Source organism: Erwinia oleae (genome assembly GCF_000770305.1).
GTDB classification, from domain to species: Bacteria; Pseudomonadota; Gammaproteobacteria; order Enterobacterales; family Enterobacteriaceae; genus Erwinia; species Erwinia oleae.
The window spans coordinates 13,200-39,376 of the sequence record NZ_JNVB01000005.1 but is presented as its reverse complement, the minus strand read 5'-3'; the positions used below and the strand labels follow the sequence as shown (position 1 = coordinate 39,376).

Here is a 26,177-nt window from a genome sequence, read left to right as displayed (position 1 = left end):
TTCAGATCAGCGTTTGTAGATGATTTCGACGCCTTCGTCGTCCTCATCGTCCCAGTCGTCATCCCAGTCATCGTCTTCCGCTTCTACCGCCGCTTCAGCCTCTTCGATCTGCTGGCGATGGTAATCATCCCACATAAACTCAACCTTCTCAGGCGGCGTTGCCTCGGGTTCAGCCTCTTTAGGATTGGCATTAATGAATGACATCACGTCCCAACACAGCGGCGTGGCACCCACGCGATTCGCCGCGGAGATCAGATAGTACTTCTCCGTCCAGCCCAGCGCATCGGCAATGGCTTTGGCGCGCGCTTCCGCCTCTTCCTGATCCAACAGGTCGATTTTGTTGAACACCAGCCAGCGCGGCTTGTTAAAAAGCTTCTCGCTGTATTTCTCAAGTTCGCCAAGGATCACACGGGCGTTCTCCACCGGATCGGACTCATCAACAGGCGCGAGATCGATCAGATGCAGCAGCACGCGACAGCGCTCCAGATGCTTCAGAAAGCGAATGCCTAAACCCGCGCCGTCTGAAGCGCCTTCGATCAGGCCCGGAATGTCGGCGATCACAAAGCTCTGCTCATTATCCATGCGCACCACACCGAGGCTTGGCACCAGCGTGGTGAAGGGATAGTCAGCCACTTTCGGTTTGGCGGCGGAAACGGCACGAATAAAGGTGGATTTCCCCGCGTTTGGCAGCCCGAGCATGCCAACGTCAGCCAGCAGCAGCAGTTCCAGTTGCAGATCGCGCTTTTCTCCCGGCGTACCCATCGTTTTCTGACGCGGCGTACGGTTAACGGAGGATTTGAAGCGGGTATTGCCCAGGCCATGCCAGCCGCCCTTCGCCACCATCTGCATCTGACCATGATGGGTCATGTCGCCCAGCGTCTCGCCGGTGCCCTGATCGATAATACGCGTTCCGACCGGGACTTTGATTATGATGTCCTTGCCGCGTTTACCGGTACAGTCGCGACTTTGGCCGTTCTGTCCACGCTCGGCGCGGAAGGATTTTTCAAAACGGTAGTCGATCAGCGTGTTGAGGTTTTCATCAGCCTGCATGTAGACGTCGCCGCCGTCGCCGCCGTCGCCGCCGTCAGGGCCGCCTCTCGGAATATATTTTTCACGGCGGAAACTGACGCAGCCGTTGCCGCCATCGCCCGCAGCGACGAGGATCGTCGCTTCATCAACAAACTTCATGTTACTTCTCCGTAAATCATTCGCCCGCAGCCGGTAACGACGGGCCGGGGGAGAGGATCGTCACCGCAAAAGTCATACGAGGTGACGAAGCGTCCGGCGCAGCAAACGTGTGTTGCGTCGGTCTCCAGAGCAGGTTCCGCCGTAACAACGCGTTAAACTGAATATAAAGTGTACAGCAAGCCAGTCAATCTGCGGGCCATAACAGCCATGCCGCAGATCGGAAATACAGAATGTAAAAAGCCCCGCCATCATAGCGGGGCTTTTCAATTCGCTACCAGGAGCGATGCTGCCATCGCTCTCAGACTCGAAAACCTTACTCAGCAACGATGCTGATGTATTTACGGTTGTTCGGGCCTTTAACTTCGAATTTCACTTTACCGTCTGCTGTTGCAAACAGCGTGTGGTCACGGCCACAGCCTACGTTAGTGCCCGCGTGGAATTTAGTGCCACGCTGACGAACGATGATGCTGCCTGCCAGTACGGCTTCGCCGCCAAAACGTTTAACGCCCAGGCGTTTTGCATTGGAATCGCGACCATTTCGAGTGGAGCCGCCAGCCTTTTTGTGTGCCATTTGTCAGAACTCCTCTTAGGCGCTGATACCAGTGATCTTAACATCAGTAAACCACTGACGATGACCCTGCTGCTTACGGTAATGCTTACGACGGCGAAACTTAACGATTTTGATTTTATCGCCACGACCGTGAGCAACGATTTCTGCTTTAATCACACCACCTGAAACTAACGGCGCGCCGATAGTCACATCATCGCCATTAGCGATCATCAGAACCTGGTCGAACTCAATGGTTTCGCCGGTTGCGATGTCCAGCTTTTCCAGGCGAACGGTCTGACCTTCGCTTACTCGGTGTTGTTTACCACCACTTTGGAAAACCGCGTACATATAAACTCCGCTTTCGCGCTTGCCGTCTTGGTTTCAGGCTGCGCTATAAATATTCACAATAGGGCGCGAATTCTACGCAACTTCCGGAGGAATGACAAGAGCCTGTTGCGCGGTATTGCAGAAAAAAACGCAAAGCAAATGCAAACGTTCCACAGCGGTCATTTTCAAGTACAATCTGTAATACATTCCATGCCGCAGGCACCGGTAAAGACGCTTATCATAACAGCATAATGAGCAATAGCTGAAAAGACTGATGAACTTAGAACAGATAAACGAACTCACCGCGCAGGATATGGCGGACGTCAATGCAACCATACTGGAGCAGTTGAACTCTGAGGTTTCCCTCATCAATCAACTGGGGTTCTACATCGTCAGCGGCGGAGGCAAACGCATTCGTCCGATGATTGCGATTCTCGCTGCCAGAGCGCTCAATTACAGCGGTTCACATCACATCACCGTTGCTGCCCTGATCGAATTTATTCATACCGCCACGCTGCTGCACGACGACGTGGTAGACGAATCAGATATGCGACGCGGCAAGGCGACGGCAAATGCCGCTTTCGGCAATGCAGCCAGCGTTCTTGTCGGCGATTTTATCTATACCCGCGCCTTCCAGATGATGACCAGCATCGGCTCGCTGCGCGTGCTTGCGCTGATGTCGGAAGCCGTTAATGTGATCGCGGAAGGCGAAGTGTTACAGCTGATGAACTGCAACGATCCTGATATCACCGAAGAGAGCTACATGCGGGTGATATACAGCAAAACCGCGCGCTTGTTTGAGGCCGCCGCGCAATCCTCTGCCATTCTGGCCTCCGCCACGCCTGAGCAGGAAGAAGCGTTGCAGGATTACGGGCGCTTTATCGGCACGGCCTTTCAGCTGATCGACGATTTGCTGGATTACAGTGCGGATGGTCAGACATTAGGGAAAAACGTCGGCGACGACCTCAGTGAAGGCAAACCGACGCTTCCGCTGCTGCATGCCATGCGTCACGGCACCCCGGCGCAGTCCGCTATGATCCGCGGAGCCATCGAGCAGGGAAACGGTCGCCATTTGCTGGAATCTGTGCTGGAAACCATGCGGCAGTGCGGCTCACTGGAGTGGACGCGCAAAGCGGCGGAACGGGAAGCAGATAAAGCCATCGCGGCACTGAGCGCCCTGCCCGAGTCGCCGTGGCGCAGCGCGCTTGAATCGCTGGCGCATATGTCCGTACAGCGCGAATTTTAATCCCCTCAGCGCGGGCAACCGCGCTTCCCGCCTTAATTTTTGTAACTCCTTTTCGTTCTTCCCCTTCAGAAACGTTGCCGCTTCGTTGCATTTTTATGCGCTGAGTCACACAAAAACGAGATTTTGTGGAAAAAACTGGAAACCAAGCGCCAATAACAATATAGAATCATCCGGCTCTTTCATGCAATGTCCTGATTAATCATATTGATAATATGACATCACAACAGGAAACAAAATTACATAATCGAAAGATTTCATGTGTCCAAGGAGGAAAACACATGCTTATAGCAAAACAAGACTGGCACAATGCAGACATTATCGCAGCGCTACACAAACGCGGCACTACGCTGGCGAGAGTTTCGCGCGAGGCAGGTTTAAGTTCATCAACGCTGGCAAATGCGCTGTTCCGCCCCTGGCCGAAAGGCGAGTGGCTGATTGCCGAGGCGTTACGGGTTCATCCGGCAGAGATCTGGCCCAGCCGCTATTATGATCCGCTCAGTCGTAAATTGATCGATCGTAAGGTACTGATCAGGAAAAGAAAGAGGCGGTAAAATTCACCGCCTCATAATGCAATGCTGATGGAGACAAACTTACTCTTCGCCGCTGATGCGTTCGATATTAGCGCCAAGGCCCCTGAGTTTGTCTTCAATGTGTTCATAGCCGCGATCGATATGATAGATGCGATCGACGATCGTGGTTCCCGCAGCAATGCATCCTGCTAACACCAGGCTCGCCGATGCGCGAAGATCGGTTGCCATTACCTGCGCACCGGAGAGCTTGTCCACGCCATGACAAATCAGCGTATTGCTTTCGATTTCCGCACGCGCGCCCATACGGATCAGCTCAGGTACGTGCATAAAACGATTTTCAAAGATGGTTTCGGTGATCACGCCTGTGCCTTCAGCCACCAGATTGAGCAGGCTGAACTGAGCCTGCATATCGGTCGGAAACCCCGGATGCGGCGCGGTGCGGAAGTTTACCGCTTTTGGCCGCCTGCCGTGCATATCCAGGCTTATCCAGTCCTCTCCCAGCTCGATATCCGCCCCCGCTTCGCGCAGCTTCGCCAGCACCGCGTCGAGGGTGTCCGGCTGCGTATTGCGGCAGAGCACCTTTCCGCCAGAAATCGCCGCGGCGATCAGAAACGTGCCGGTTTCAATGCGATCCGGCAGCACGCGCCAGGTTCCACCGCCAAGGCGTTCAACGCCTTCGATGGTGATGCGATCGCTGCCCGCGCCGCTGATTTTCGCGCCCAGCGTGTTAAGGAAATTCGCCGTATCGACGATTTCCGGCTCACGCGCGGCGTTTTCAATCACCGTTGTGCCGGTCGCCAGCGTGGCGGCGCTCATGATGGTCACGGTCGCGCCGACGCTGACCTTATCCATCACGATATGCGCGCCTTTCAGCCTGCCGTCAACGGCCGCTTTCACATAGCCCTCTTCCAGGGTGATTTCCGCGCCCAGCTGCTCCAGGCCAGAAATATGCAAGTCGACCGGACGCGCGCCGATAGCGCAGCCGCCCGGCAAAGAAACCTGCCCCTGGCCGAAGCGCGCTACCAGCGGGCCCAGCGCCCAGATAGAGGCACGCATGGTTTTCACCAGCTCATAAGGCGCGCAGTAAATATCGACGTTGCTGGCATCCAGATGGACTGAACCGTTGCGCTCAGTTTTTACGCCCAGCTGGCCGAGCAGTTTCATGGTGGTATCAATGTCCTTCAGCTTCGGGACATTTTGAATCTCTACCGGCTCTTCAGCCAGCAACGCGGCGAACAGGATCGGCAGCGCAGCATTTTTAGCGCCGGAAATTGTGACTTCTCCGCTTAAACGGGTCGGCCCCTGCACACGAAATTTATCCATTGCACCAGTTCTCTTAATCAACCATACAATGCTGCCTGCCTCACCGCACTCCGGGGCGATGATGACAGCAGCTTAAAAGCCGTTCAGCTTGCGATCGCGCGCCCACTCTTCAGGCGTATACGTTTTTATCGACACCGCGTGCATGCGGTTATCCGCAATATAGGGCATCAGCGGCGCATAAACCGTTTGCTGTTTTTTCACGCGGCTCAGTTCGCCGAAGAGTTCGCCAACGGCAATGACCTGAAAGTGGCTGCCATCGCCGGTGACATGTACTTCCTGGAGCGGCAGCGCGTCCATCAGCACGGTTTGAATTTCACTATTTTCCATGAGATCCGGATTAGGTTGTTTGAAACAGGCACACATCTTAGTGGAAAGCGCCGCTATCTTAAACAGGCAAAAAGCCTCTGACCATGCAGAGGCTTTTTCTGTTCATCGATTCGTGGTTTCTTTCAGGGACGGGACGCAATAATTTGCTGAAGGTTGTAGAGCGTAATCAGCGATTGCAGTTTATCGGTCACGCCGGTAAAGGCGGGCGTTTGTCCCTGTCGCTGCGCAATCTGCCGCAGGTGAATCAGCAGCGCCAGGCCCGCCGAATCGACGTGTTCAAGCGCTGAAACATCGATTGTATCGATCTGTTTCATTGACGTTTCCCGCTGCGCCCACAGCGGTGCGAGCGTGTCGCGGGTCAGAACGCCTGCCAACGTGAGCTGGCTGCCTTCGCTGTGCCAGTTAAGCTGCTCGTCCATTACTGCTGTTTATCCAACGTAATCGGTTGGTTTGCGTAGGATTTCAACAGTTGAGTCAGACCATCCACGCCCTTCTGACGCAGCGTGTCGCTCCATTCGTTCTGCTTGGTGGTGATCATACTCACGCCTTCGGCAATCATGTCATACGCCTGCCATTCACCGTTGCGGCTGTTTTTACGCCACTGAAAATCCAGACGTACAGGAGGACGTCCGTTAGGATCGACGATGGTGACGCGAATCGCGATGATATTGGAGCCGGCGTACGACTGTTCGGGCGCAATCTGGTAGGTCTGTCCGTGGTAAAGGGCCAGCGCCTGACCGTAAGCCTGCGCCAGGTAATCGCCAAACGCCTTGAAGTAGGCTTCGCGTTGCGCTGGCGTGGCATCTTTGTAGTAGCGTCCGAGCACTAATGCGCCCGCATATTTAATCTGTACGTAGGGCAGCAGCTCTTCACGGACGATCTGACGCAGATAGTTCGGATCCTGCTTGATTTTAGGCTGTTCCGTTTTAAGGCGGGTAAAGGTTTTGTCGGCCGCCTCGTTCATTAACTTATAAGGATTGGTTTGATCGGCCGCCGCGTGGGTGACAACAGGGGCAATAACCAGCATTGCCATGATCAGAAAACGTTTAAACATACCGGGCCCTCTTATGGATGAGTCGTTGCGTCAGGTGCAGGTTGCCCACTGGCTTCCGGCGCCGTCGGCGATGCATTCTGTTTATCGTTGCCGTCACCGCTCTTGTACAGGAACTGCCCTATCAGGTCTTCCAGCACCATAGCGGATTTGGTGTCCTGGATGGCGCTGCCGTCCTTAAGCATAGCGGTTCCCATGTCAGGATCGTCAAAACCCACGTTCAGCGCCAGGTACTGCTCGCCCAGCAGGCCGGAGGTTCTGATAGCCAGCGAGCTGGTATCGGGCAGCTGATTATATTTTTCTTCAATGTCCATGGTGACGCGCGGCGACAACGTTTTGTCGTCCAGCGCAATGTCGGAAACGCGACCGATCACCACGCCGCCAATTTTCACCGGCGAGCCGGTTTTCAGGCCGCCGATATTATCGAAGGTGGCGTACAGCCGCCAGGTGGGTTCGTTACCTAATGACTTCAGATCCGCCACGCGCAGGCAGAGAAAAAGCGCCGCGCACAGCGCCAGCAGCAGAAACGCCCCAACCCAAATTTCGCTTTTTTTCGTTTGCATTACATCAGTTCCCAAACATCAGTGCCGTAAGCACAAAATCCAAACCGAGTACCGCCAGAGAAGCATGCACTACGGTACGCGTGGTCGCCCGACTGATCCCTTCCGACGTCGGGATGGCGTCGTAGCCGTTAAACAGCGCAATCCAGGTCACGGTGAAGGCAAAGACGGCGCTTTTGATGATGCAGTTAAGAATATCGGTACGCACATCCACCGCATTCTGCATCGCCGACCAGAAAAATCCGCTGTCGATCCCCTTCCAGCTCACGCCGACAATCACACCGCCCAGAATGCCCACCGCCACGAAGATCAGCGCCAGCAGCGGCATACTGATGAAGCCCGCCCAGAATCGGGGAGAGATAATCCGACGCAGCGGATCGACCGCCATCATTTCCATACTGGAGAGCTGTTCGGTGGCTTTCATCAGGCCGATTTCTGCCGTCAGGGCCGAGCCCGCGCGCCCAGCGAATAGCAGCGCCGTCACCACCGGCCCCAGCTCGCGCAGCAACGAAAGCGCCACCAGCATGCCAAGGCTGCTCTCCGCACCATAGGTATTCAGCACCAGATAGCCCTGAAGCCCAAGCACCATCCCGATAAACAGGCCGGAAACAATGATAATCAGCAGCGACATCACGCCGATGCTGTAGAGCTGTTTTATCACCAGGGGCGCATGCTTACGAAAACGAGGTATACCGAACAGCGCATGAAAAAGCATCAGCCCGGCACGGCCAAACGAGGCGCAGGTATTGATTCCCTGACGTCCCAGCGACGCCAGCGTTTGATAAAACATCACGCTAATAACTCCCTGAACCGGTCAGATCGTGCAGATAATCCCCTGCGGGAAATCGGAACGGCACCGGACCATCTGCAATGCCATCAATAAACTGCCGCACGCGGTCGTCGCTGTTTTCACGCAGCGCCTGTGCCGTTCCCTGGGCAATAACCTTCTGCCCGGCAATGATATAAGCGTAGTCGGCAATACTTAATACTTCGGGCACGTCGTGCGATACCACGATGCAGGTCATGCCAAGCGAATGGTTTAGTTCATCAATCAGCGCAACCAGCACGCCCATGGTGATGGGATCCTGCCCGACAAACGGCTCATCAAACATAATCAGCTCGGGTTCAAGCGCAATGGCCCTGGCCAGCGCCGCACGCCGCGCCATACCGCCTGACAGCTCCGAAGGCATCAGGTTCGCCGCGCCGCGCAGCCCGACGGCTTCCAGCTTCATCATCACCGTGCTGTGTAACAGCGCAGGCGGAAGCTGGGTATGTTCGCGCAGCGGCCAGGCCACGTTTTCAAAGACGGTCAGATCGGTAAACAGCGCGCCGGACTGAAACAGCATGCTCATTTTTTTCCGCGTTTCGTAGAGTCGCGCGCGCGAAAGGCGGGGAATGTTTTCGCCGTTAAACCAGATTTCACCGCTGTCCGGCTGAAGCTGACCACCAATCAATCGCAGCAGCGTAGTTTTACCGATACCCGATGGCCCCATGATGGCGGTGACCTTTCCTTTCGGCACCGTCAACGAGATATTGTCGAATACCGGCCGGCCGCTGCGGGCAAAGCTGACGCCGCGCACGTCCACCAAATTCGTCTCCGTCTGGCTCATAATGCTTATCATCCTCTTCTTCAGGCGGATTACGTATCTCCGATGGTAGCTTATTACCTACCGAATCGAATAGTTTTACAGAAACTTACCGCGCAGACGTGGCGAAAACTGGCATAAGTTTACTTTTTGCTTGCAGACCGTCAAAATTGCGGCACTTTCTGTTAACGCCCTGTTTTATCGTCATGTAAGGCGCGCGGCAATTATACCCGATCAAAGGATCTTTCATGTTCGTAGCTACAGCACTATTGATTATCGGTTTAGTTTTGCTGGTATATGGTGCAGATCGTCTGGTATTTAGCGCGGCCATCCTTTGCCGCTCGCTGGGCATTCCTCCGCTGATCATCGGCATGACGGTTGTCGGCATCGGCACCTCGCTGCCTGAACTCATCGTTGCGTTTTCCGCCGCCACGCACGGACAGATGGATATGGCTGTTGGCACCGCCGTCGGCTCCAATATTACTAATATCTTATTGATTGTCGGCGGCGCCGCGCTCTTTCATCCCCTCACCGTGCACTCCAACCTGGTGCGTCGCGAACTGCCGTTGATGCTGCTGGTCACCTTGCTGTGCGGCGTGGTGCTGTTTGATAACACCCTCAGCCGCAACGACGGCCTGGCGCTGATTGTTATCGCTCTGGCATGGCTGCTGTTCATTATCAGAATCGCCCGGCGCGCCGAGCGTGATAACAATGACACGCTCACCCAGGAACAGCTCAAAGAACTGCCGCGCGATGAAACAGGCAACACCGTGGCTTTCCTGTGGCTGGCCGTAGCGCTGATTATTCTGCCGATGTCGACGCGCATGGTGATCGATAACGCCACCGTTATTGCCGACTTTTTTGGCATCAGCGAGCTGATTATCGGCCTGACTCTCGTTTCCGTCGGCACCAGCCTGCCGGAGCTGGCAACGGTCATTGCCGGGGCGCTTAAGGGTGAAGACGATATTGCTATCGGCAATCTAATCGGTTCCAATATCTACAATATGGCTATCGTGCTGGGCGTACCTGCCTTAGTGCAGCCGGGCAGCATCGATCCGCAGGCGTTTTCGCGCGATTACTGGGTGATGCTGGGCGTCAGCGCGCTGTTTACCGTGCTGTGCTTACAGCGTGGCCGCCGTATCGGCAGAGCCGCTGGCGCGCTTCTTTTATGTGGCTTTGTGGCCTGGGTTGCTACGCTGTTCTGGCTGCCCTCGGCTACCCTCTGGTAAAGGATTGAAAACTATGTCACCGCAACCGCTCGACCCGAATTTTGATTTTCAACAGGCAGGCAAAGAGGTTCTTTCTATCGAGCGCGCGGGCCTGGAGCATCTCGATCAGTACATTAATCACGACTTTTCCCGGGCCTGTGAGCGTATTTACGGCTGCAAAGGCAAAGTGGTGGTGATGGGTATCGGCAAGTCAGGCCATATTGGTAAAAAGATGGCGGCAACCTTCGCCAGTACCGGTACGCCCGCCTTTTTTGTTCATCCTGCCGAAGCCAGCCACGGCGATCTGGGCATGGTCAGCGCGGACGATGTGGTGATCGCCATCTCCAACTCAGGCGAGTCTGCTGAGATCCTCGCCTTGATCCCGGTACTGAAACGCCTGCATGTGTTACTGATTTGTATGACCAGCCGACCGGAGAGCGCGATGGGGCGTGCTGCGGATATCCATCTCTGTGTTAAAGTACCGGAAGAAGCCTGTCCGCTGGGCCTGGCGCCAACCTCAAGCACCACCGCCACGCTGGTGATGGGCGATGCGCTGGCCGTTGCGCTGCTGAAGGCGCGTGGCTTTACCGCCGAAGATTTTGCGCTCTCTCATCCGGGCGGCGCGTTAGGTCGCAAGCTGTTGCTCACGGTTAATGACATCATGCACACGGGCGATGATATTCCTCACGTCAGCCACGATGCTTCATTACGTGATGCCCTGCTGGAGATCACCCGTAAAAACATGGGCATGACGGTGATCTGCAATGATTTAATGAAGATCGAAGGCGTATTCACCGATGGCGATCTCCGTCGCGTGTTTGATATGGGCATCGATATTCAGCATGCCGGCATCGCCAGCGTGATGACCAGCGGCGGCGTTCGGGTGCGGCCTAACACGCTGGCGGTGGAAGCGCTCAATCTGATGCAGAGCCGAAATATTACCGCCGTGATGGTCGCCGATGGCGATCGCCTGCTTGGCGTGGTGCATATGCATGACATGCTGCGCGCGGGCGTGGTTTAACGAGGAAGAAAGACGAATGAGTACCTGGGTTGAAACCTGCTACGGCGCGGTCAGCAAAGACGTTATGACTCGTGCTGCGCAGATCAAACTGCTGATTTGCGACGTGGACGGCGTGATGTCGGACGGCGTCATTTTTCAGGGCAACAGCGGCGAAGAACTGAAGGCATTTAACGTCCGCGATGGTTATGGCATCCGTTGCCTGCTCAACGCCGACGTAGAGGTCGCCATTATCACCGGCCGTAAAGCAAAGCTGCTGGAAGATCGCTGCGCCACGCTGGGCATTACGCATCTTTACCAGGGACAGTCCGATAAGCTTTTGGCCTTCCATGAACTTCTGGATACACTGTCGCTAACGCCTGAACAGGTCGCTTACATTGGCGATGACCTGATCGACTGGCCGGTAATGGAAAAGGTGGGCCTCAGCGTTGCCGTGGCCGATGCGCACCCGGTGCTGCTTCCACGCGCAAAATATGTCACCCGTATCAATGGCGGACGCGGCGCAGTGCGGGAAATTTGCGATCTGATTCTCATCGCACAGGATAAGTTTGATGATGCCAAAGGGCAGTCTGTATGAGTAAAACAAGGCGCTGGATGACGCTGTTGTTGGCGTTGGTGGCTATCGTATTGATCGGCTGGAACCTCGCGGATACCGATAACGATGCCGCCAGAAAAAAAACGAACAGTGAAGAGCCGACCTACACCAGCCAAAGCTCCAACACGGTGGTCTATAACCCGCAAGGTACGCTGAGCTACAAACTGGTTTCCGATACCGTCACCTGGTTTTCTGAAGAGTCGGTTAGCTGGTTCGATAACCCGGTAATGACCACCTACGATGACAATAAAGTGCCGACCTGGTCGGTAAGATCGGACAAAGCCAAACTGACCAATGACCGAATGCTGTACCTTTACGGTCACGTTGAGGTGAATAGCCTGACGAAAGATGCGCAGTTGGAACGCATAAAAACGGATAATGCCATCGTCAACCTGGTGACGCAGGACGTCACGTCCGACGATCGTGTTACGCTTTATGGCAGCAGCTTTAACTCTACAGGCATGAAAATGCGTGGAAACTTACGGAAAAAAACTGCCGAGTTGATTGAAAAGGTCAAAACCTCTTATGAAATTCAAAATGAAAAACAACCTTAAGCGCTTAACGCTTGGCCTGTTATTGGCCACCAGCCTGCCGGCGTTTGCGCTGACAGGCGACTCGGACAAACCGGTCAACGTGGATTCTGAAAATCAGGCGCTGGATATGCAGGGCAACGTCGCCACGTTTACCGGCAACGTTATCGTGACCCAGGGCTCGATTAAAATCACCGCTGATAAAGTAGTGGTCACCCGTCCGGGCGGCGACAGCAACAAAACCATCGTTGACGCTTACGGCCAGCCCGCCACCTTCTATCAAATGCAGGACAGCGGCAAACCGGTCAAAGGCCATGCGCAGAAAATGCATTACGAGCTGGCGAAAGACTTTGTCGAGCTGACGGGCGATGCGTTTCTTGAACAGCTCGACAGCAACGTGAAAGGCGACCGCATTACCTATCTGGTTAAAGAGCAGAAAATGCAGGCTTACGGCAGCAGCGGCAAGCGCGTCACCACGATCCTGGTGCCGTCACAGCTTCAGGACAAAGGCAACGCCCCTGACGGACAAAAAAAGAGTAACTGATGGCGACTTTAATTGCGGAAAATCTGGCGAAGGCTTACAAAGGCCGTCGCGTGGTGGAAGATGTCAGCCTGGAAGTTAAATCCGGCGAAATTGTTGGCCTGCTTGGCCCGAACGGCGCGGGTAAAACCACCACGTTTTATATGGTGGTCGGCATTGTGCCGCGCGACGCGGGCCGCATCGTTATTGATGATGAGGATATCAGCATCCTGCCGCTTCACGCGCGCGCGCGTCGCGGCATCGGCTACCTGCCGCAGGAAGCCTCGATTTTCCGCCGTTTAAGCGTGTATGACAATCTGATGGCCGTCTTGCAGATCCGTGAAGATCTCACCACCGAACAGCGAGAAGATCGCGCTAACGAGCTGATGAGCGAGTTTCACATTGAGCACCTGCGCGACAACATCGGTCAGGCGCTCTCCGGCGGCGAACGCCGTCGCGTTGAAATCGCCCGCGCGCTGGCGGCAAATCCCAAATTCATCCTGCTGGACGAACCATTTGCCGGTGTCGATCCCATCTCGGTTATTGATATCAAAAAGATCATTGAGCACCTGCGCGACAGCGGTCTGGGCGTGCTGATCACCGATCACAACGTGCGTGAAACGCTGGCGGTCTGCGAACGGGCTTACATCGTCAGCCAGGGACACTTAATCGCCCACGGTTCGCCGGAAGCGATCCTTGCTGACGAACAGGTAAAACGCGTCTATTTGGGAGAAGAGTTCAGACTCTGATAAGGTATTCATCGCTGTTAAGTTTTAAGGAAATAGTACCCTGAATATGAAGCAAGGTTTGCAACTCAGGCTTAGTCAACAGCTTGCCATGACGCCGCAGCTACAGCAGGCCATCCGCCTGCTGCAACTCTCCACGCTTGAGCTTCAGCAGGAGATTCAGCAGGCGCTGGAAACCAACCCCTTGCTTGAACAGACGGAGTTTCACGAAGAGGTCGAAACCCGCGAGTACCAGGAGAAGGAAGCGCTGGACACGCGCGAAGCGCTTGAGCAGAAAGAGATGCCGGAAGAGCTTCCTCTGGATGCCACCTGGGACGAGATCTACACCGCCGGCACGCCTTCGGGCACCGGTACGGATTATCATGATGACGAACTGCCTGTTTATCAGGGCGAAACCACCCAGTCGCTTCAGGACTACCTGATGTGGCAGGTTGGGCTGACGCCGTTCACCGAGACGGATCGCGCCATTGCCACCTCGATTGTCGACGCCGTTGACGACACCGGTTATCTCACCGCCACGCTCGAAGAGATACTTGAGAGCATTGGCGATGAAGATCTGTCCCCTGACGAAGTCGAGGCGGTGCTGAAGCGCGTTCAGCGTTTTGACCCCATCGGGGTATGCGCGCGCAACCTGCGCGACTGTCTGCTGGTTCAGCTTTCACAGTTCTTACCCGATCAGCCGTTTTTATCGGAAGCCAGGCTGATTGTCGGCGAACATCTCGACCTGTTGGCCAATCATGACTTTCGCAGCCTGATGCGGATTACGCGTCTGAAAGAGGACGTGCTGAAAAATGCGATGCAGCTGATCCAGAGCCTCGACCCGCGTCCCGGCCAGTCGATCAACACCAGCGAGCCGGAGTACGTGATCCCCGATGTACTGGTGAAACAGGTCAGCGGGCGCTGGGCGGTGGAACTCAACAGCGACAGCGTGCCGAGACTGCGCATTAATCAGCACTATGCGTCGCTGGGAGGCTCATCGCGCAACGACAGCGACAACCAGTTTATTCGCAGCAACTTGCAGGAAGCGAAATGGCTGATCAAGAGTCTGGAGAGCCGCAACGATACGCTGCTGAAGGTCACCCGCTGCATCGTTGAGCAGCAGCAGGCGTTCTTTGAGCAGGGCGAGGAGTTTATGCGTCCGATGGTGCTGGCCGATATCGCCAGCGCCGTGGAGATGCATGAATCGACGATCTCTCGCGTCACCACGCAGAAATATCTGCACAGCCCGCGCGGCATTTTTGAACTCAAATATTTTTTCTCCAGTCACGTCAGTACGGAAGGTGGCGGCGAAGCCTCATCAACGGCGATACGCGCACTGGTGAAGAAATTAATCTCGGCGGAAAATCCCGCTAAGCCTCTGAGTGACAGTAAGCTGACCACCCTGCTCTCCGGCCAGGGGATCATGGTGGCTCGCCGCACCGTCGCGAAGTACCGAGAGTCTTTATCCATCCCGCCTTCAAATCAGCGTAAACAGCTGGTCTGAATGAACAGATAAGGAAGACAGTATGCAACTCAATATTACCGGACAGAACGTTGAAATCACCGAGCCGCTGCGCGACTTTGTTACCAGCAAATTTGCCAAGCTTGAGCAGTATTTTGATCGCATCAATCAGGTTTATATTGTTCTGAAGGTCGCGAAAGTGACCCAGATAGCGGAGGCGACGCTGCACGTTAACGGCGGCGAGTTGCATGCCACATCGGAAGAAAAAGATATGTATGCGGCGATTGATGGCTTAATTGATAAGCTGACACGCCAGTTAAACAAACATAAAGACAAGTTAAAACAACACTAATTTTGCGCAGGCATTGATTATTTTTTCAACATCCTTATCTATGATAAGGATGGGATGTCCGGCTCGTCCTCTTGCAAAGAGAACGAGCCGTTAACCTCTGTATCATGCCTGTCGTTGACCGGGGCGCCGCGCTGCGGTTCTGGCGACGTAATAAAAAAGCGCCATTGACCAGGCGGAAGCGAGCACGTAAGTGAAACTATGATGAACAATGATGCAACACTGGAACTACGCTCGGTACTGAGCGTGGACTGTACCCGGAGCGGCGTACACTGCCAAAGCAAGAAACGGGCGCTGGAAATCATCAGCGAACTGGCGGCAAAACAGCTTAATCTGCCTCATCAGACGATCTTTGAGGCGATACTGACGCGCGAGCGTATGGGCAGTACCGGCATTGGCAACGGCATTGCGATCCCGCACGGCAAGCTGATTGAAGATACGCTGCGCGCGGTCGGTGTCTTTATCCGACTTGACCAGCCTATCGCCTTTGATGCCATTGATAACCAGCCGGTTGATCTGCTTTTTGCGCTGCTGGTGCCTGCCGATCAGTGTAAAACGCATCTGCATACGCTTTCGCTGGTGGCTAAACGTCTGGCGGACAAAACCGTTTGCCGCCGTCTGCGCGCTGCCCAGAGCGATGAAGAACTGTATGAAATCATGGCGGAAGATCATGAACAAAGCCACTAAGCCAGTCGTCGGCAGACGGGATGGCATGTAATATGGAAGGGAAGCCGTCGCGCTGAGGCGACTTCCCAACCGCCAACAGGCAAATCAGGAGAATATCTCATGGTGCTGATGATCGTCAGCGGTCGTTCAGGCTCCGGCAAATCCGTTGCGTTGCGGGCGCTTGAGGATATGGGCTTTTACTGCGTTGACAATCTGCCCGTCACCCTGCTGCCTGAACTGGCAAAGTCGCTTGCTGACAGAAATATTTCGGCGGCAGTAAGCATTGACGTGCGCAATATGCCTGAATCGCCGGAAGTGTTTGAGAAAGCCCTGACGAATCTGCCGGACAGCTTTTCCCCTCAGCTACTGTTTCTGGATGCCGATCGCAATACGCTGATCCGTCGCTACAGCGACACGCGCCGACTTCATCCGCTCTCCAGTAAAAATCTTTCGCTGGAAAGCGCCATTGATGAAGAGAGCGATCTGCTTGAACCGCTGCGCTCGCGCGCCGACCTTATCGTCGATACGTCAGAGATGTCGGTACATGAGCTGGCTGAAATGCTGCGCACCCGCCTGCTTGGCAAGCGCGAGCGTGAACTGACGATGGTGTTTGAATCGTTTGGTTTTAAGCACGGCCTCCCTATCGATGCTGACTACGTTTTCGACGTGCGCTTTTTGCCCAATCCGCACTGGGATCCGAAACTGCGCCCGATGACCGGTCTCGATCGTCCGGTTGCCGCCTTCCTCGACCGCCATACGGAAGTCCATAACTTTATTTATCAGACGCGTAGCTATCTGGAACTGTGGCTGCCAATGCTTGAAACCAATAATCGCAGCTATCTGACGGTTGCCATCGGCTGTACAGGCGGTAAGCATCGTTCCGTTTACATTGCCGAGCAGCTTGCCGACTATTTCCGCTCGCGCGGTAAGAACGTTCAGTCGCGGCATCGCACGCTGGAAAAACGCAAATCATGACCATCAGACATACCGTTGAAATCACCAACAAGTTGGGAATGCACGCCCGTCCGGCGATGAAGCTGTTTGAACTGGTTCAGAGTTTTGACGCTGAAGTTCTGCTGCGCAACGAGAGCGGCACCGAAGCCGAAGCCAGCAGCGTTATCGCGCTGCTGATGCTGGATTCGGCGCAGGGCGGACAAATAGAGATCGAAGCCACCGGCCCGGAAGAGCAGCAGGCATTAACGGCCGTGATTGCGCTGTTCAACGCCGGTTTCGACGAAGACTGACCGTTCCCGCGCTGTCGTTAAAGCCGGTGTTCGCGAATAAATCCTTCACCGCCCAGTTGCTTCATCTGTCGTAAAATCCACTGCTGACGCTGGCGGACATAGCCCGATGGCGCATCGGCGCGAAACCTGATGGGATTAGGCAGAACGGCCGCCAGCAGCGCGGCTTCCGACATCGTTAAGCGGCTGGCAGGCTTATGGAAGTAGCGCTGAGAGGCTTCTTCAACGCCGAATACGCCGTCGCCAAACTCCGCCACGTTCAGATAAACCGTGACGATCCGTCTTTTTGTCCAGACGGTTTCAATGCCAACCGTCAGTACTGCTTCCAGCCCTTTCCGTACCCAGCTTCGCCCGTCCCACAAAAAGACGTTTTTTGCAGTCTGCTGCGACAGCGTCGAAGCACCGCGCATCCGCCCGCCTTCGTTATCCAGCACCGACTGAATGGCCTGCACGTCAAACCCCCAGTGCGTCGGGAACTTTTGATCTTCAGAGGCAATGACCGCCAGCGGCATCCATGACGAGATCGCGTCCCGCCCGGCCCAGTCAGAATGCGCGACGTAGCGAAAGTTTCCACTCAGCCACGCGCCCAACTGTCGCTCGACCATCACGGCTGAAAACGGCACGGGTAAAAATGAAAAAAGTAAAATGCCTGCAATCCAGATAGTGGCTACCGCTAATACCGCGCGTAGCAGCCACTGTCTGATGCGCCCCACAGCGGAAGCTTTCCTCTGACTCATAGTGATATTTCCATCGCTCTCTTATCAATTCCTGTAACAATCCGAGGTTACTGCCCTCTTTTGCCGCTGATCAAAAATTAACACTGCATGAATCTTTTTCCTTACCGTCGGTTGCCGCGTTAAAAATGCCGTTATTGTTGAGCCACTTCCGTTTTCAGGAATCGGTTCCATGTGCAAAATTTGTCCGCCGCGACGGCACGAATTTCGTAAGAAAAATAAGATTTGCCTGGCGTTAATTGATTCATGATGCTTATAAGTTTTCAGCGTAAGCATTTGCAAAACTCATCAAAGGCGCTGCAAATAACGTTGAATGCTCCACCTGCGTATGGCGGCGTCATGCCATCTGCATTCACTTCGGTGGTGCGATTAACTTTCCATTTCGTCAACATACATTGACAATGCGGCGCCGCTTTTTTTTTATCGCAGCGTAAAACACCCGCGTCAGACCACCGACAAGGCGTCTCGTTAAAAAAGAGTATTTACAGCAGCTTAAAGTTCCTGGCATTGTTACTGATTTTATTAAAAAAATTGCTAGCACAATTGTCGACGTTTAGCGGGAGAGGGTAAATCACCCTACGTTAAAAGAGACTACAATCGCATAAAAAAAACGCAACAATGCATGAAAATTCATTCCGGACTTGACTGTGTCAGCAAATTAATGTTTCCTTACTACAGACGCTGCTCTACATCACACATTTTAATGAATCTGATCACATTTATTTCGGACTTTGTTAAAGTAGTAACATAGCGTTTAACCAATACCTTGCCTGGGCTAAACATTCTCCTTAAAAGAATAGCGCAGGTTACCCTTTTCCCTGGTGTTGGCGCAGTATTCGCGCACCCCGGCTTCGGTCGGGGTCATTTTTTTTCTAACCCTGCTACCCATTCACGTAACACCTCAACGTCATTTCGCCACTCCTGCTTAAGTTCATCAATCCATTCCTGAACGTTATCCCACCAGGCTGGCAGCTCCGGGCTTTGAATCTGTTTGGCAATGTTCTGTAAGTGCACCAGGCCTATCGCGCCGGCTGCGCCTTTGATTTTATGACCTTCTTCAGCAATCCCTTTCCGGTCGCGCGCTGTCATATTCAGATCCAGCACCTCAAGGTATCCCGGCATCATTTTTTCAAACATCTCCAGGCCCTGCGTAATCAGTTGCGGCCCAACCAGCTCAATGTATTGCTCAAGCATCTGAACATCGAGAAGCGCCAGCTTTTTCTCATCCACTTTTTTCTCCTGAGCGTCAGGGCTTTTTTCAGACTGGAAATCCCAATATTTTTTGATGACCGCCGCCAGCGCAGGCACCGCCAGCGGTTTGCTCAGCACGTCATCCATACCCGCCGCAAGGTACTCTCTTTTATCTTTCAGTACGTTGGCAGTCAGCGCCACCAGCGGCGGCAACCGGACACCGCTGTGGCGCTGATGAATTTCGCGCGCCACGTCAAGACCGGTCATATCCGGTAGCTGAATATCCAACAACACCAGGTCGAACTCATCAGGATCGAACATCGCCAGCGCCGCCTCGCCGGTCATCGCCACCTCAACGCTGCTACCCATTTTCTCCAGCACGGAGCGCGCCACCACGACATTAAGTTCAATATCCTCTACCAGCAGCACGTGAAGCGCTGGCAGCGGCATATCGTCATCGGACTGCGCATCTTCAATCTGTTCAGCAATACGCGGCGCGTTGACGGTGAGCGTAAAGCAGGAACCGGCACCCGGCGCGCTACGGACGGTGATGTCGCCGCCCATGTTCTGCGCGAGTCGGCGCGATACGGCGAGGCCAATGCCGGTGCCGGTTGCGGGTTTTCCGCCGTGCTGATCTTTCACCTGATAATACATCGCGAAGATTTTTTCCTGCTCGGACGCCGGGATCCCCATGCCGGAGTCTTCCACCTCAAAGCGCAGCATATCGTCTGCTTCACAGGCGACGCGCACCACGACGCTGCCCTGCCGGGTAAATTTCACCGCGTTGCCGATCAGGTTCCACAGAATTTGCCGCAGGCGGGTGCCATCGGTAATAATTTTATGCGGCAGCGGCGTTTGCGCTTGCAGAACAAAGTCCAGATTTTTCGGCTGTACCAGCAGCCCGGAGAGATTTTCAAGGTCGGAAAGGAAACCAGTAAAATCAATGGGTTGATTATCAAGCTGCACCTTGCGCCGTTCCAGCTTGTCCATCTCAATGACGTCATTGAAAATATTGCCCAGCGTAATGGCCGAGACGTGAATCGTTTTCAGGTAGTTGAGCTGCTCCTGATTAAGATGAGTATCAAGCAGGATACGACTGAGGCCAACGATGCCGTTAAGCGGCGTACGAAGCTCGTGGCTGATCGTAGAAATAAAGGTGGTCTTCTCCCTGCTGGCGCTCTCTAACGCGTCCTGATAGCGTTTACGTTCGGTGATATCGCGTCCGAAACCCATCAGCCCGCTGCGCTTGCCCACGCGATCGTAATAAGGCACCTTGCGGATCTCAAAGCACGCCTTGCGCCCGTCCGGATAATGCAGCCACTGTTCGTAAGTCAGCGAAACGTTGTGGCGGAACACTTTCTCATCCGTTTCCAGCACTTTACTGGCCGCTTCGTCGTCGTACACCTCGCGCGGCGTCAGGCCAATCAGCTGCTTTTCACTTTTGCCGGTCAGCAGCTCCATTGCCCGGTTACAGCCGGAGAACTGCTGATCGATATTGCGATAAAAAACCAGGTCGGGCGAGGCGTCCAGAAAAGAGCGCAGGAAAGAGGATTGCTGCTCGAGTTCCGTCTGCGCCTGCTCGCGACGCGCCATCTCTTCCTTCAGTTTATCGACCACCAGCAGGCGTGCTTCCTCCGCCTTGATACGATCGGCAATCTCCTGATTCAACTGGGTGATATTCTCTTTCATCTGCTGATTCAGTTGCAGATCGCGATGGCGCATCTCTTCCAGTTTATCAACCAGACGCGTCAGGCGCTGGCGCGACTCTTCAAGCTGCTCGACCACCACCGACAAAAAATAGACCGCCCAGGGCGTGATTAGCAGCCCAAAAAAGACTGAGCGCACAATATCAATGCTCTCAACGTGCCCGCGAAGCACCATCGTCACGGCCATCTGTACAATCATCGCCAACACCACCAGCGCAGAGGCCAGCAGCAGCGAAAAACGCACCAGCCCCAGCTTCACCATCAGATCGACGTAGTACTGCGCTAACAGACGAATTTGTTTCATAAAGGATTCCTTGCGGGCTTCGATGCGCAATAATAACGTAAAAGGATAACAGAAACTTGCGCGCGCCCGGCATAACCTGTCACTGCGGATTTGCTCCGCATTTGTGCAGATTTATCGCGCGGTTGCCCGCCTGCCAGCCCCAAACCAGGATAGTTTGTGTGGAAAAGTGCCCTGTTCGCCGTGTAAAAACGAATAAAAATTCATTAAAAATGGCGATTTAATCATTTCAGCAGTAATTAATTTTACTAATGACGTCGCGCTGTTTCATTCAAACAGATGACACACTGAAAAACAGTCTATTTCAGCGATAAAGCGAGATAAGGCAGTTTTTTATGCTGATATTCTCCCCGGCACCAGCATGGTGCAGAGATTTGCCCCCTGCACCATAGTGAGACAGCTCACACTTCTTCCACCTCACAAGGTGAAATTCGGATAAGAAAAATCGGAATAAATGCTTTATAAATAAGGAAGTTAAACGATAAAAGAGAGGAAAATCCTCCAGTAAGGGCGCTGGTTGACCTGCGTTCGCTTTCCCGATAAGTTGGAAATCCGCTGGAAGCTTTCTGGATGGGTAGTAACCCGTCATACTTATGCAGTAATTGAGATTTCCCTCTGAAGCAAGTCCTCAATGCTTGTGACACCGACGCTAACGGAAAGACGTGAGGGGCGACTTAAAAGGTGAGCACTGCTCGTAAAACCTGTCGCCATGCCCTTTCTACGTCTGCCCGTCGTCGGCGCAGGGAGTCCGCAGAGCCTGGGGAGGTTCACTGATATGTTGTACGATAAATCCCTTGAAAAGGATAACTGTGGTTTCGGTCTGATCGCCCATATAGAAGGCGAACCAAGCCATAAAGTTGTGCGTACCGCCATTCACGCGCTGGCCCGAATGCAGCATCGTGGTGCAATCCTTGCCGATGGCAAAACCGGCGACGGCTGCGGTCTGCTGTTGCAGAAGCCCGATCGTTTCTTTCGCGTGGTAGCGGAAGAGCGCGGCTGGCGGCTGGCCAAAAACTACGCGGTCGGCATGCTGTTCCTCAATCCGGATGATGAACAGGCTCAGGAGAGCCGCCGCATCGTGGAAGAGGAAGTGCTGCGGGAAACGCTGTCCGTGGTCGGCTGGCGCGAAGTCCCGGTCAACCAGGACGTGCTGGGCGAAATCGCCCTCTCCTCAATGCCGCGTATTGAGCAGCTCTTTGTTAACGCGCCTGCGGGCTGGCGTCCGCGTGATATGGAGCGCCGCCTCTACATGGCGCGCCGCCGCATTGAAAAACGCGTCGACGATAAAGAGTTCTACGTGTGCAGCTTCTCAAACCAGGTCAATATTTATAAAGGCCTGTGCATGCCTGCGGATCTGCCGCGCTTTTATCTGGATCTGGCGGATCTGCGTCTTGAATCCGCCATCTGCCTGTTCCACCAGCGTTTTTCCACCAATACCGTGCCGCGCTGGCCGCTGGCGCAGCCGTTCCGTTATATGGCGCACAACGGTGAAATCAACACCATCGCCGGTAACCGCCAATGGGCGCGCGCGCGCGCTTACAAATTTAAAACGCCGCTGATCCCCGATTTGCAGGACGCTGCGCCTTTCGTTAATGAAACCGGTTCTGACTCCAGTTCAATGGATAACATGCTTGAGCTGTTTCTCAGCGGCGGCATGGATCTGGTGCGTGCGATGCGCCTGCTGGTGCCGCCGGCCTGGCAGAATAACCCGAATATGGACCCGGAGCTGCGTGACTTCTTCGACTTCAACTCCATGCATATGGAACCGTGGGATGGCCCGGCGGGCATCGTGATGTCCGACGGACGCTACGCCGCCTGTAACCTGGATCGTAACGGCCTGCGCCCGGCGCGCTACGTGATAACCAAAGACAAGCTGATCACCTGTGCTTCCGAAGTGGGCATCTGGGACTACCAGCCTGATGAAGTGGTTGAAAAAGGCCGCGTCGGCCCTGGCGAACTGATGGTTATTGATACGCGCGCAGGCCGCATTCTGCATTCGGCGGAAACCGATAACGACCTGAAAAGCCGCCATCCTTATAAAGAGTGGATGGAGAAAAACGTACGCCGCCTGGTGCCGTTCGAAAGCCTGTCTGACGATCAGGTGGGCAGCCGCCAGCTGGACGACGATCTGCTCGCCACCTTCCAGAAGCAGTTCGGCTACAGCGGCGAAGAGCTGGACGCGATCGTTCGCGTTCTCGGCGAAAACGGCCAGGAAGCGACGGGCTCAATGGGCGACGATACGCCGTTTGCCGTGCTCTCCAGCCGTCCGCGTATCATCTATGACTACTTCCGCCAGCAGTTTGCGCAGGTAACCAACCCGCCGATCGATCCGCTGCGCGAGGCGCATGTGATGTCGCTGGCGACCAGCATCGGCCGCGAAATGAACGTGTTCTGCGAAGCAGAAGGTCAGGCGCATCGCCTGAGCTTTAAATCGCCGGTTTTGCTCTATTCAGATTTTCAGCAGTTAATCAGCCAGGGCGATGAGCACTACCGTGCCGACACGCTGGATTGTACTTTCAATCCTGCCGACGCCTCGCTGGAGGAAACCATCCATACGCTGTGCGACCGGGCAGAAGCGCTGGTGAAAGCCGATACCGTGCTGCTGGTGCTGTCGGATCGCGCTATCAGCCAAACGCGCCTGCCGGTGCCTGCGCCGATGATCGTGGGTGCGGTACAAAGCCGCCTGGTTGAGAAGAACCTGCGCTGCGACGCCAACATCATTGTTGAAACCGCCAGCGCGCGCGATCCGCACCATTTCGCCGTGCTGCTGGGCTTCGGCGCGACCGCTATCTATCCCTATCTCGCCTATGAATCGCTGGCGAAAATGGCGGACAGCGGCGTGATTGTGAAGGATTACCGCAGCCTGATGCTGAACTACCGTAACGGCATCAATAAAGGCCTGTACAAAATCATGTCCAAAATGGGCATCTCAACCATCGCCTCTTACCGCTGTTCAAAGCTTTTCGAAGCGGTGGGCCTGCATCGCGATGTCTCCGGGCTCTGTTTCCAGGGGGTGGTCAGTCGCATCAACGGCGCCAACTTCGCGGATTTCCAGCAGGATCTGCTGAATCTTTCGCGTCGTGCCTGGCTCGCGCGTAAACCGCTGGACCAGGGCGGCCTGCTGAAATACGTCCACGGCGGCGAGTATCACGCCTATAACCCCGACGTGGTGGCAACGCTGCAAAAAGCGGTGCGCAGCGGCGAGTACGACGATTATCAGCAATATGCAAAGCTGGTTAACGAGCGCCCGGTTGCCATGCTGCGCGACCTGCTGGCGGTAACGCCTGGCGATGCCACGGCCGTCAGCCTTGACGACGTGGAGCCCGCCAGCGAAATGTTCAAACGCTTCGACACCGCCGCAATGTCTATCGGCGCGCTCAGCCCTGAAGCGCACGAGTCGCTGGCCGAGGCGATGAACAGCCTGGGCGGCTATTCCAACTCCGGCGAAGGCGGCGAAGATCCCGCCCGCTACGGCACCAACAAAGTGTCGCGCATCAAGCAGGTGGCTTCCGGCCGCTTTGGCGTGACGCCGGCTTATCTGGTTAACGCCGACGTTATCCAGATCAAAGTCGCGCAGGGCGCCAAGCCAGGCGAAGGCGGACAGCTTCCGGGCGATAAAGTCACGCCTTATATCGCTAAACTGCGCTATTCCGTGCCGGGCGTGACGCTGATTTCTCCGCCGCCGCATCATGATATCTACTCGATTGAGGATCTGGCGCAGCTGATTTTCGACCTGAAACAGGTCAATCCGAAAGCGATGATCTCCGTGAAACTGGTTTCAGAACCAGGCGTGGGCACCATCGCCACCGGCGTGGCGAAAGCCTATGCCGATTTGATTACTATTGCCGGCTATGACGGCGGCACCGGCGCCAGCCCGCTGAGTTCGGTGAAATATGCCGGCTGTCCGTGGGAGCTGGGTCTGGTGGAGACGCAGCAGGCGCTGGTGGCTAACGGCCTGCGCCACAAAATCCGCCTCCAGGTGGATGGCGGCCTGAAAACCGGTCGCGACATCATTAAGGCGGCCATTCTCGGCGCGGAAAGCTTTGGCTTCGGCACCGGGCCGATGGTCGCGCTGGGCTGTAAATACCTGCGCATTTGTCACCTCAATAACTGCGCAACGGGCGTGGCAACGCAGGATGAGAAACTGCGTAAAAACCATTACCACGGTCTGCCGTACCGCGTGACGAACTACTTCGAATTTATCGCGCGGGAAACCCGTGAAATCATGGCGGAGCTGGGCGTGAAGCGGCTGGTCGATTTGATTGGTCGCACCGATCTGCTGACCGAGCTGGAAGGCTTCACCGCGAAACAGCAAAACCTCGATCTCTCTGCGCTGCTGAAAACCGCAGAGCCGATGCCGGGAAAAGCCGTGTACTGCACCGAAAGCAATCCGCCCTTTGATAACGGCGCACTGAACAAGGCCTTACACGATCAGGCGATGCCGTTTGTGGAAGCGAAGCAGAGCAAAACGTTTTACTTCGACATTCGCAACACCGATCGCTCAGTGGGCGCTACGCTGTCCGGCGCCATTGCGCTGATCCACGGCGATCAGGGGCTGGCTGCCGATCCGATCCGCGCGCACTTCAGCGGCACGGCGGGCCAGAGCTTCGGCGTCTGGAACGCAGGCGGCGTTGAACTGACGCTGACCGGCGATGCCAACGACTACGTCGGCAAAGGTATGGCGGGCGGCATGTTGGCGGTGCGTCCGCCGGTAGGTTCGGCTTTCCGCAGTCATGAAGCGACCATCATCGGCAACACCTGTCTGTATGGCGCCACCGGCGGCAAACTGTTTGCTGCGGGCCGCGCGGGTGAACGCTTCGGCGTGCGCAACTCCGGGGCGATTACCGTGGTTGAAGGTATTGGCGACAACGGCTGTGAATACATGACCGGCGGCATTGTCTGCGTGCTGGGACGCACCGGCGTCAACTTTGGCGCAGGCATGACCGGCGGCTTCGCCTATGTGCTCGATGAAGACGGTGAGTTCCGTAAGCGGGTGAATCCGGAGCTGGTGGAAGTGCTGAACGTTGACGATCTGGCCATCCATGAGGAGCATTTGCGCGGCCTGATCACCGAACACGTCAGCCATACTGGTTCATCACGCGGCGAAGAGATGCTGGCTAACTGGCCGGCGTGGTCGTCAAAGTTCTCGCTGGTTAAACCAAAATCAAGCGATGTGAAAGCATTGTTGGGTCACCGCAGTCGTTCCGCAGCGGAGCTGCGGGTGCAGGCGCAGTAAGAGGTTA

The 26,177-nt window shown here is 55.1% G+C and carries 26 protein-coding genes; 14 read left to right on the top strand and 12 right to left on the bottom strand.

All coding sequences use genetic code 11. The features are described from left to right. Positions 1 to 6: 6 nt before the first annotated feature. From cgtA to rplU, 3 genes are all read right to left on the bottom strand, one after another. Positions 7 to 1,188 carry an Obg family GTPase CgtA gene (cgtA, locus tag GS12_RS02835; protein ID WP_034943693.1) on the bottom strand — a complete coding sequence of 394 codons (1,182 nt, stop codon included), beginning with the start codon at positions 1,186 to 1,188 and terminating at the stop codon, positions 7 to 9. Between the two features lie 313 nt (positions 1,189 to 1,501). Then, the gene (gene rpmA, locus GS12_RS02830) at positions 1,502 to 1,759 is read right to left on the bottom strand and encodes a 50S ribosomal protein L27 (protein ID WP_034890467.1); all 258 of its coding nucleotides are present in this window, start codon (positions 1,757 to 1,759) and stop codon (positions 1,502 to 1,504) included. Between the two features lie 15 nt (positions 1,760 to 1,774). Then, positions 1,775 to 2,086, bottom strand: a complete 312-nt coding sequence (gene rplU / locus GS12_RS02825; protein ID WP_034917271.1) for a 50S ribosomal protein L21 — start codon at positions 2,084 to 2,086, stop codon at positions 1,775 to 1,777. Positions 2,087 to 2,339: 253 nt separating this feature from the next. Between rplU and ispB the strand changes: the two genes are divergently transcribed. Together ispB and GS12_RS02815 are read left to right on the top strand one after the other, a co-directional pair. After that, complete coding sequence (gene ispB / locus GS12_RS02820; protein ID WP_034917274.1) at positions 2,340 to 3,311, top strand: octaprenyl diphosphate synthase; 972 nt, start codon at positions 2,340 to 2,342, stop codon at positions 3,309 to 3,311. 278 nt (positions 3,312 to 3,589) lie between these two features. Next, positions 3,590 to 3,862, top strand: a complete 273-nt coding sequence (locus tag GS12_RS02815) for a helix-turn-helix domain-containing protein (RefSeq protein WP_034943690.1) — start codon at positions 3,590 to 3,592, stop codon at positions 3,860 to 3,862. Between the two features lie 39 nt (positions 3,863 to 3,901). Here GS12_RS02815 and murA read toward each other — a convergent pair whose 3' ends face one another. The 7 genes from murA to mlaF all read right to left on the bottom strand — a co-directional run bounded on the left by murA (position 3,902) and on the right by mlaF (position 8,712). After that, on the bottom strand, positions 3,902 to 5,164 hold the full coding sequence (gene murA / locus GS12_RS02810) for a UDP-N-acetylglucosamine 1-carboxyvinyltransferase (protein ID WP_034917279.1): 1,263 nt from the start codon (positions 5,162 to 5,164) through the stop codon (positions 3,902 to 3,904). 72 nt (positions 5,165 to 5,236) lie between these two features. Continuing rightward, a complete protein-coding gene (gene ibaG, locus GS12_RS02805; protein WP_034917280.1) occupies positions 5,237 to 5,491 on the bottom strand; it encodes a BolA family iron metabolism protein IbaG in 255 nt (84 codons plus the stop codon). A 122-nt stretch (positions 5,492 to 5,613) separates the two neighbouring features. Next, positions 5,614 to 5,910 carry a lipid asymmetry maintenance protein MlaB gene (gene mlaB, locus GS12_RS02800; protein WP_034943687.1) on the bottom strand — a complete coding sequence of 99 codons (297 nt, stop codon included), beginning with the start codon at positions 5,908 to 5,910 and terminating at the stop codon, positions 5,614 to 5,616. Beyond that, on the bottom strand, positions 5,910 to 6,545 hold the full coding sequence (gene mlaC / locus GS12_RS02795; RefSeq protein ID WP_034943683.1) for a phospholipid-binding protein MlaC: 636 nt from the start codon (positions 6,543 to 6,545) through the stop codon (positions 5,910 to 5,912). The genes mlaB and mlaC overlap by 1 nt, the downstream gene beginning before the upstream one ends. An 11-nt stretch (positions 6,546 to 6,556) precedes the next feature. Beyond that, entirely contained in the window at positions 6,557 to 7,105 is a 549-nt protein-coding gene (gene mlaD, locus GS12_RS02790) for an outer membrane lipid asymmetry maintenance protein MlaD (RefSeq protein ID WP_034917286.1), read from the bottom strand. A 4-nt stretch (positions 7,106 to 7,109) separates the two neighbouring features. Continuing rightward, entirely contained in the window at positions 7,110 to 7,892 is a 783-nt protein-coding gene (gene mlaE / locus GS12_RS02785) for a lipid asymmetry maintenance ABC transporter permease subunit MlaE (protein ID WP_034919448.1), read from the bottom strand. A 4-nt stretch (positions 7,893 to 7,896) separates the two neighbouring features. Beyond that, positions 7,897 to 8,712, bottom strand: coding sequence for a phospholipid ABC transporter ATP-binding protein MlaF (gene mlaF / locus GS12_RS02780; protein ID WP_034919450.1), 816 nt, complete (start codon positions 8,710 to 8,712; stop codon positions 7,897 to 7,899). Between the two features lie 224 nt (positions 8,713 to 8,936). On the opposite strand from mlaF, the gene GS12_RS02775 reads away from it, so the two are divergent. The 11 genes from GS12_RS02775 (at position 8,937) to npr (ending at position 17,005) form a co-directional block, all read left to right on the top strand. Beyond that, complete coding sequence (locus GS12_RS02775; protein ID WP_034943680.1) at positions 8,937 to 9,917, top strand: calcium/sodium antiporter; 981 nt, start codon at positions 8,937 to 8,939, stop codon at positions 9,915 to 9,917. A gap of 13 nt (positions 9,918 to 9,930) precedes the next feature. Beyond that, positions 9,931 to 10,917: an arabinose-5-phosphate isomerase KdsD gene (kdsD, locus tag GS12_RS02770; RefSeq protein ID WP_034917291.1), complete on the top strand. Its 987-nt coding sequence runs from the start codon at positions 9,931 to 9,933 to the stop codon at positions 10,915 to 10,917. A 16-nt stretch (positions 10,918 to 10,933) separates the two neighbouring features. Beyond that, positions 10,934 to 11,491, top strand: a complete 558-nt coding sequence (gene kdsC / locus GS12_RS02765; RefSeq protein ID WP_034917294.1) for a 3-deoxy-manno-octulosonate-8-phosphatase KdsC — start codon at positions 10,934 to 10,936, stop codon at positions 11,489 to 11,491. Then, the gene (gene lptC, locus GS12_RS02760) at positions 11,488 to 12,063 is read left to right on the top strand and encodes an LPS export ABC transporter periplasmic protein LptC (protein WP_034917296.1); all 576 of its coding nucleotides are present in this window, start codon (positions 11,488 to 11,490) and stop codon (positions 12,061 to 12,063) included. The genes kdsC and lptC overlap by 4 nt, the downstream gene beginning before the upstream one ends. After that, the gene (lptA, locus tag GS12_RS02755) at positions 12,035 to 12,583 is read left to right on the top strand and encodes a lipopolysaccharide ABC transporter substrate-binding protein LptA (protein WP_034917298.1); all 549 of its coding nucleotides are present in this window, start codon (positions 12,035 to 12,037) and stop codon (positions 12,581 to 12,583) included. The genes lptC and lptA overlap by 29 nt, the downstream gene beginning before the upstream one ends. Then, on the top strand, positions 12,583 to 13,308 hold the full coding sequence (lptB, locus tag GS12_RS02750) for an LPS export ABC transporter ATP-binding protein (protein WP_034917300.1): 726 nt from the start codon (positions 12,583 to 12,585) through the stop codon (positions 13,306 to 13,308). The genes lptA and lptB overlap by 1 nt, the downstream gene beginning before the upstream one ends. Before the next feature lie 46 nt (positions 13,309 to 13,354). Continuing rightward, on the top strand, positions 13,355 to 14,788 hold the full coding sequence (gene rpoN, locus GS12_RS02745; protein WP_034943677.1) for an RNA polymerase factor sigma-54: 1,434 nt from the start codon (positions 13,355 to 13,357) through the stop codon (positions 14,786 to 14,788). A 22-nt stretch (positions 14,789 to 14,810) separates the two neighbouring features. Continuing rightward, positions 14,811 to 15,098 carry a ribosome hibernation promoting factor gene (gene hpf, locus GS12_RS02740; RefSeq protein ID WP_034917304.1) on the top strand — a complete coding sequence of 96 codons (288 nt, stop codon included), beginning with the start codon at positions 14,811 to 14,813 and terminating at the stop codon, positions 15,096 to 15,098. Positions 15,099 to 15,299: 201 nt separating this feature from the next. Next, positions 15,300 to 15,782 (top strand): PTS IIA-like nitrogen regulatory protein PtsN, encoded by a 483-nt coding sequence (ptsN, locus tag GS12_RS02735; RefSeq protein WP_197060537.1) that lies wholly within the window; start codon positions 15,300 to 15,302, stop codon positions 15,780 to 15,782. 99 nt (positions 15,783 to 15,881) lie between these two features. Next, complete coding sequence (rapZ, locus tag GS12_RS02730) at positions 15,882 to 16,736, top strand: RNase adapter RapZ (RefSeq protein ID WP_034917309.1); 855 nt, start codon at positions 15,882 to 15,884, stop codon at positions 16,734 to 16,736. Further along, entirely contained in the window at positions 16,733 to 17,005 is a 273-nt protein-coding gene (npr, locus tag GS12_RS02725; protein ID WP_034917312.1) for a PTS phosphocarrier protein NPr, read from the top strand. Before rapZ ends, npr begins: the two co-directional genes overlap by 4 nt. Positions 17,006 to 17,022: 17 nt before the next feature. Here npr and mtgA read toward each other — a convergent pair whose 3' ends face one another. Both mtgA and arcB read right to left on the bottom strand, forming a co-directional pair. Further along, positions 17,023 to 17,739: a monofunctional biosynthetic peptidoglycan transglycosylase gene (mtgA, locus tag GS12_RS02720; protein ID WP_034943674.1), complete on the bottom strand. Its 717-nt coding sequence runs from the start codon at positions 17,737 to 17,739 to the stop codon at positions 17,023 to 17,025. An 858-nt stretch (positions 17,740 to 18,597) separates the two neighbouring features. Continuing rightward, positions 18,598 to 20,937: an aerobic respiration two-component sensor histidine kinase ArcB gene (gene arcB, locus GS12_RS02715; protein ID WP_034943671.1), complete on the bottom strand. Its 2,340-nt coding sequence runs from the start codon at positions 20,935 to 20,937 to the stop codon at positions 18,598 to 18,600. A gap of 772 nt (positions 20,938 to 21,709) precedes the next feature. On the opposite strand from arcB, the gene gltB reads away from it, so the two are divergent. After that, positions 21,710 to 26,170 carry a glutamate synthase large subunit gene (gene gltB / locus GS12_RS02710; RefSeq protein WP_034943668.1) on the top strand — a complete coding sequence of 1,487 codons (4,461 nt, stop codon included), beginning with the start codon at positions 21,710 to 21,712 and terminating at the stop codon, positions 26,168 to 26,170. Positions 26,171 to 26,177: the final 7 nt, after the last annotated feature.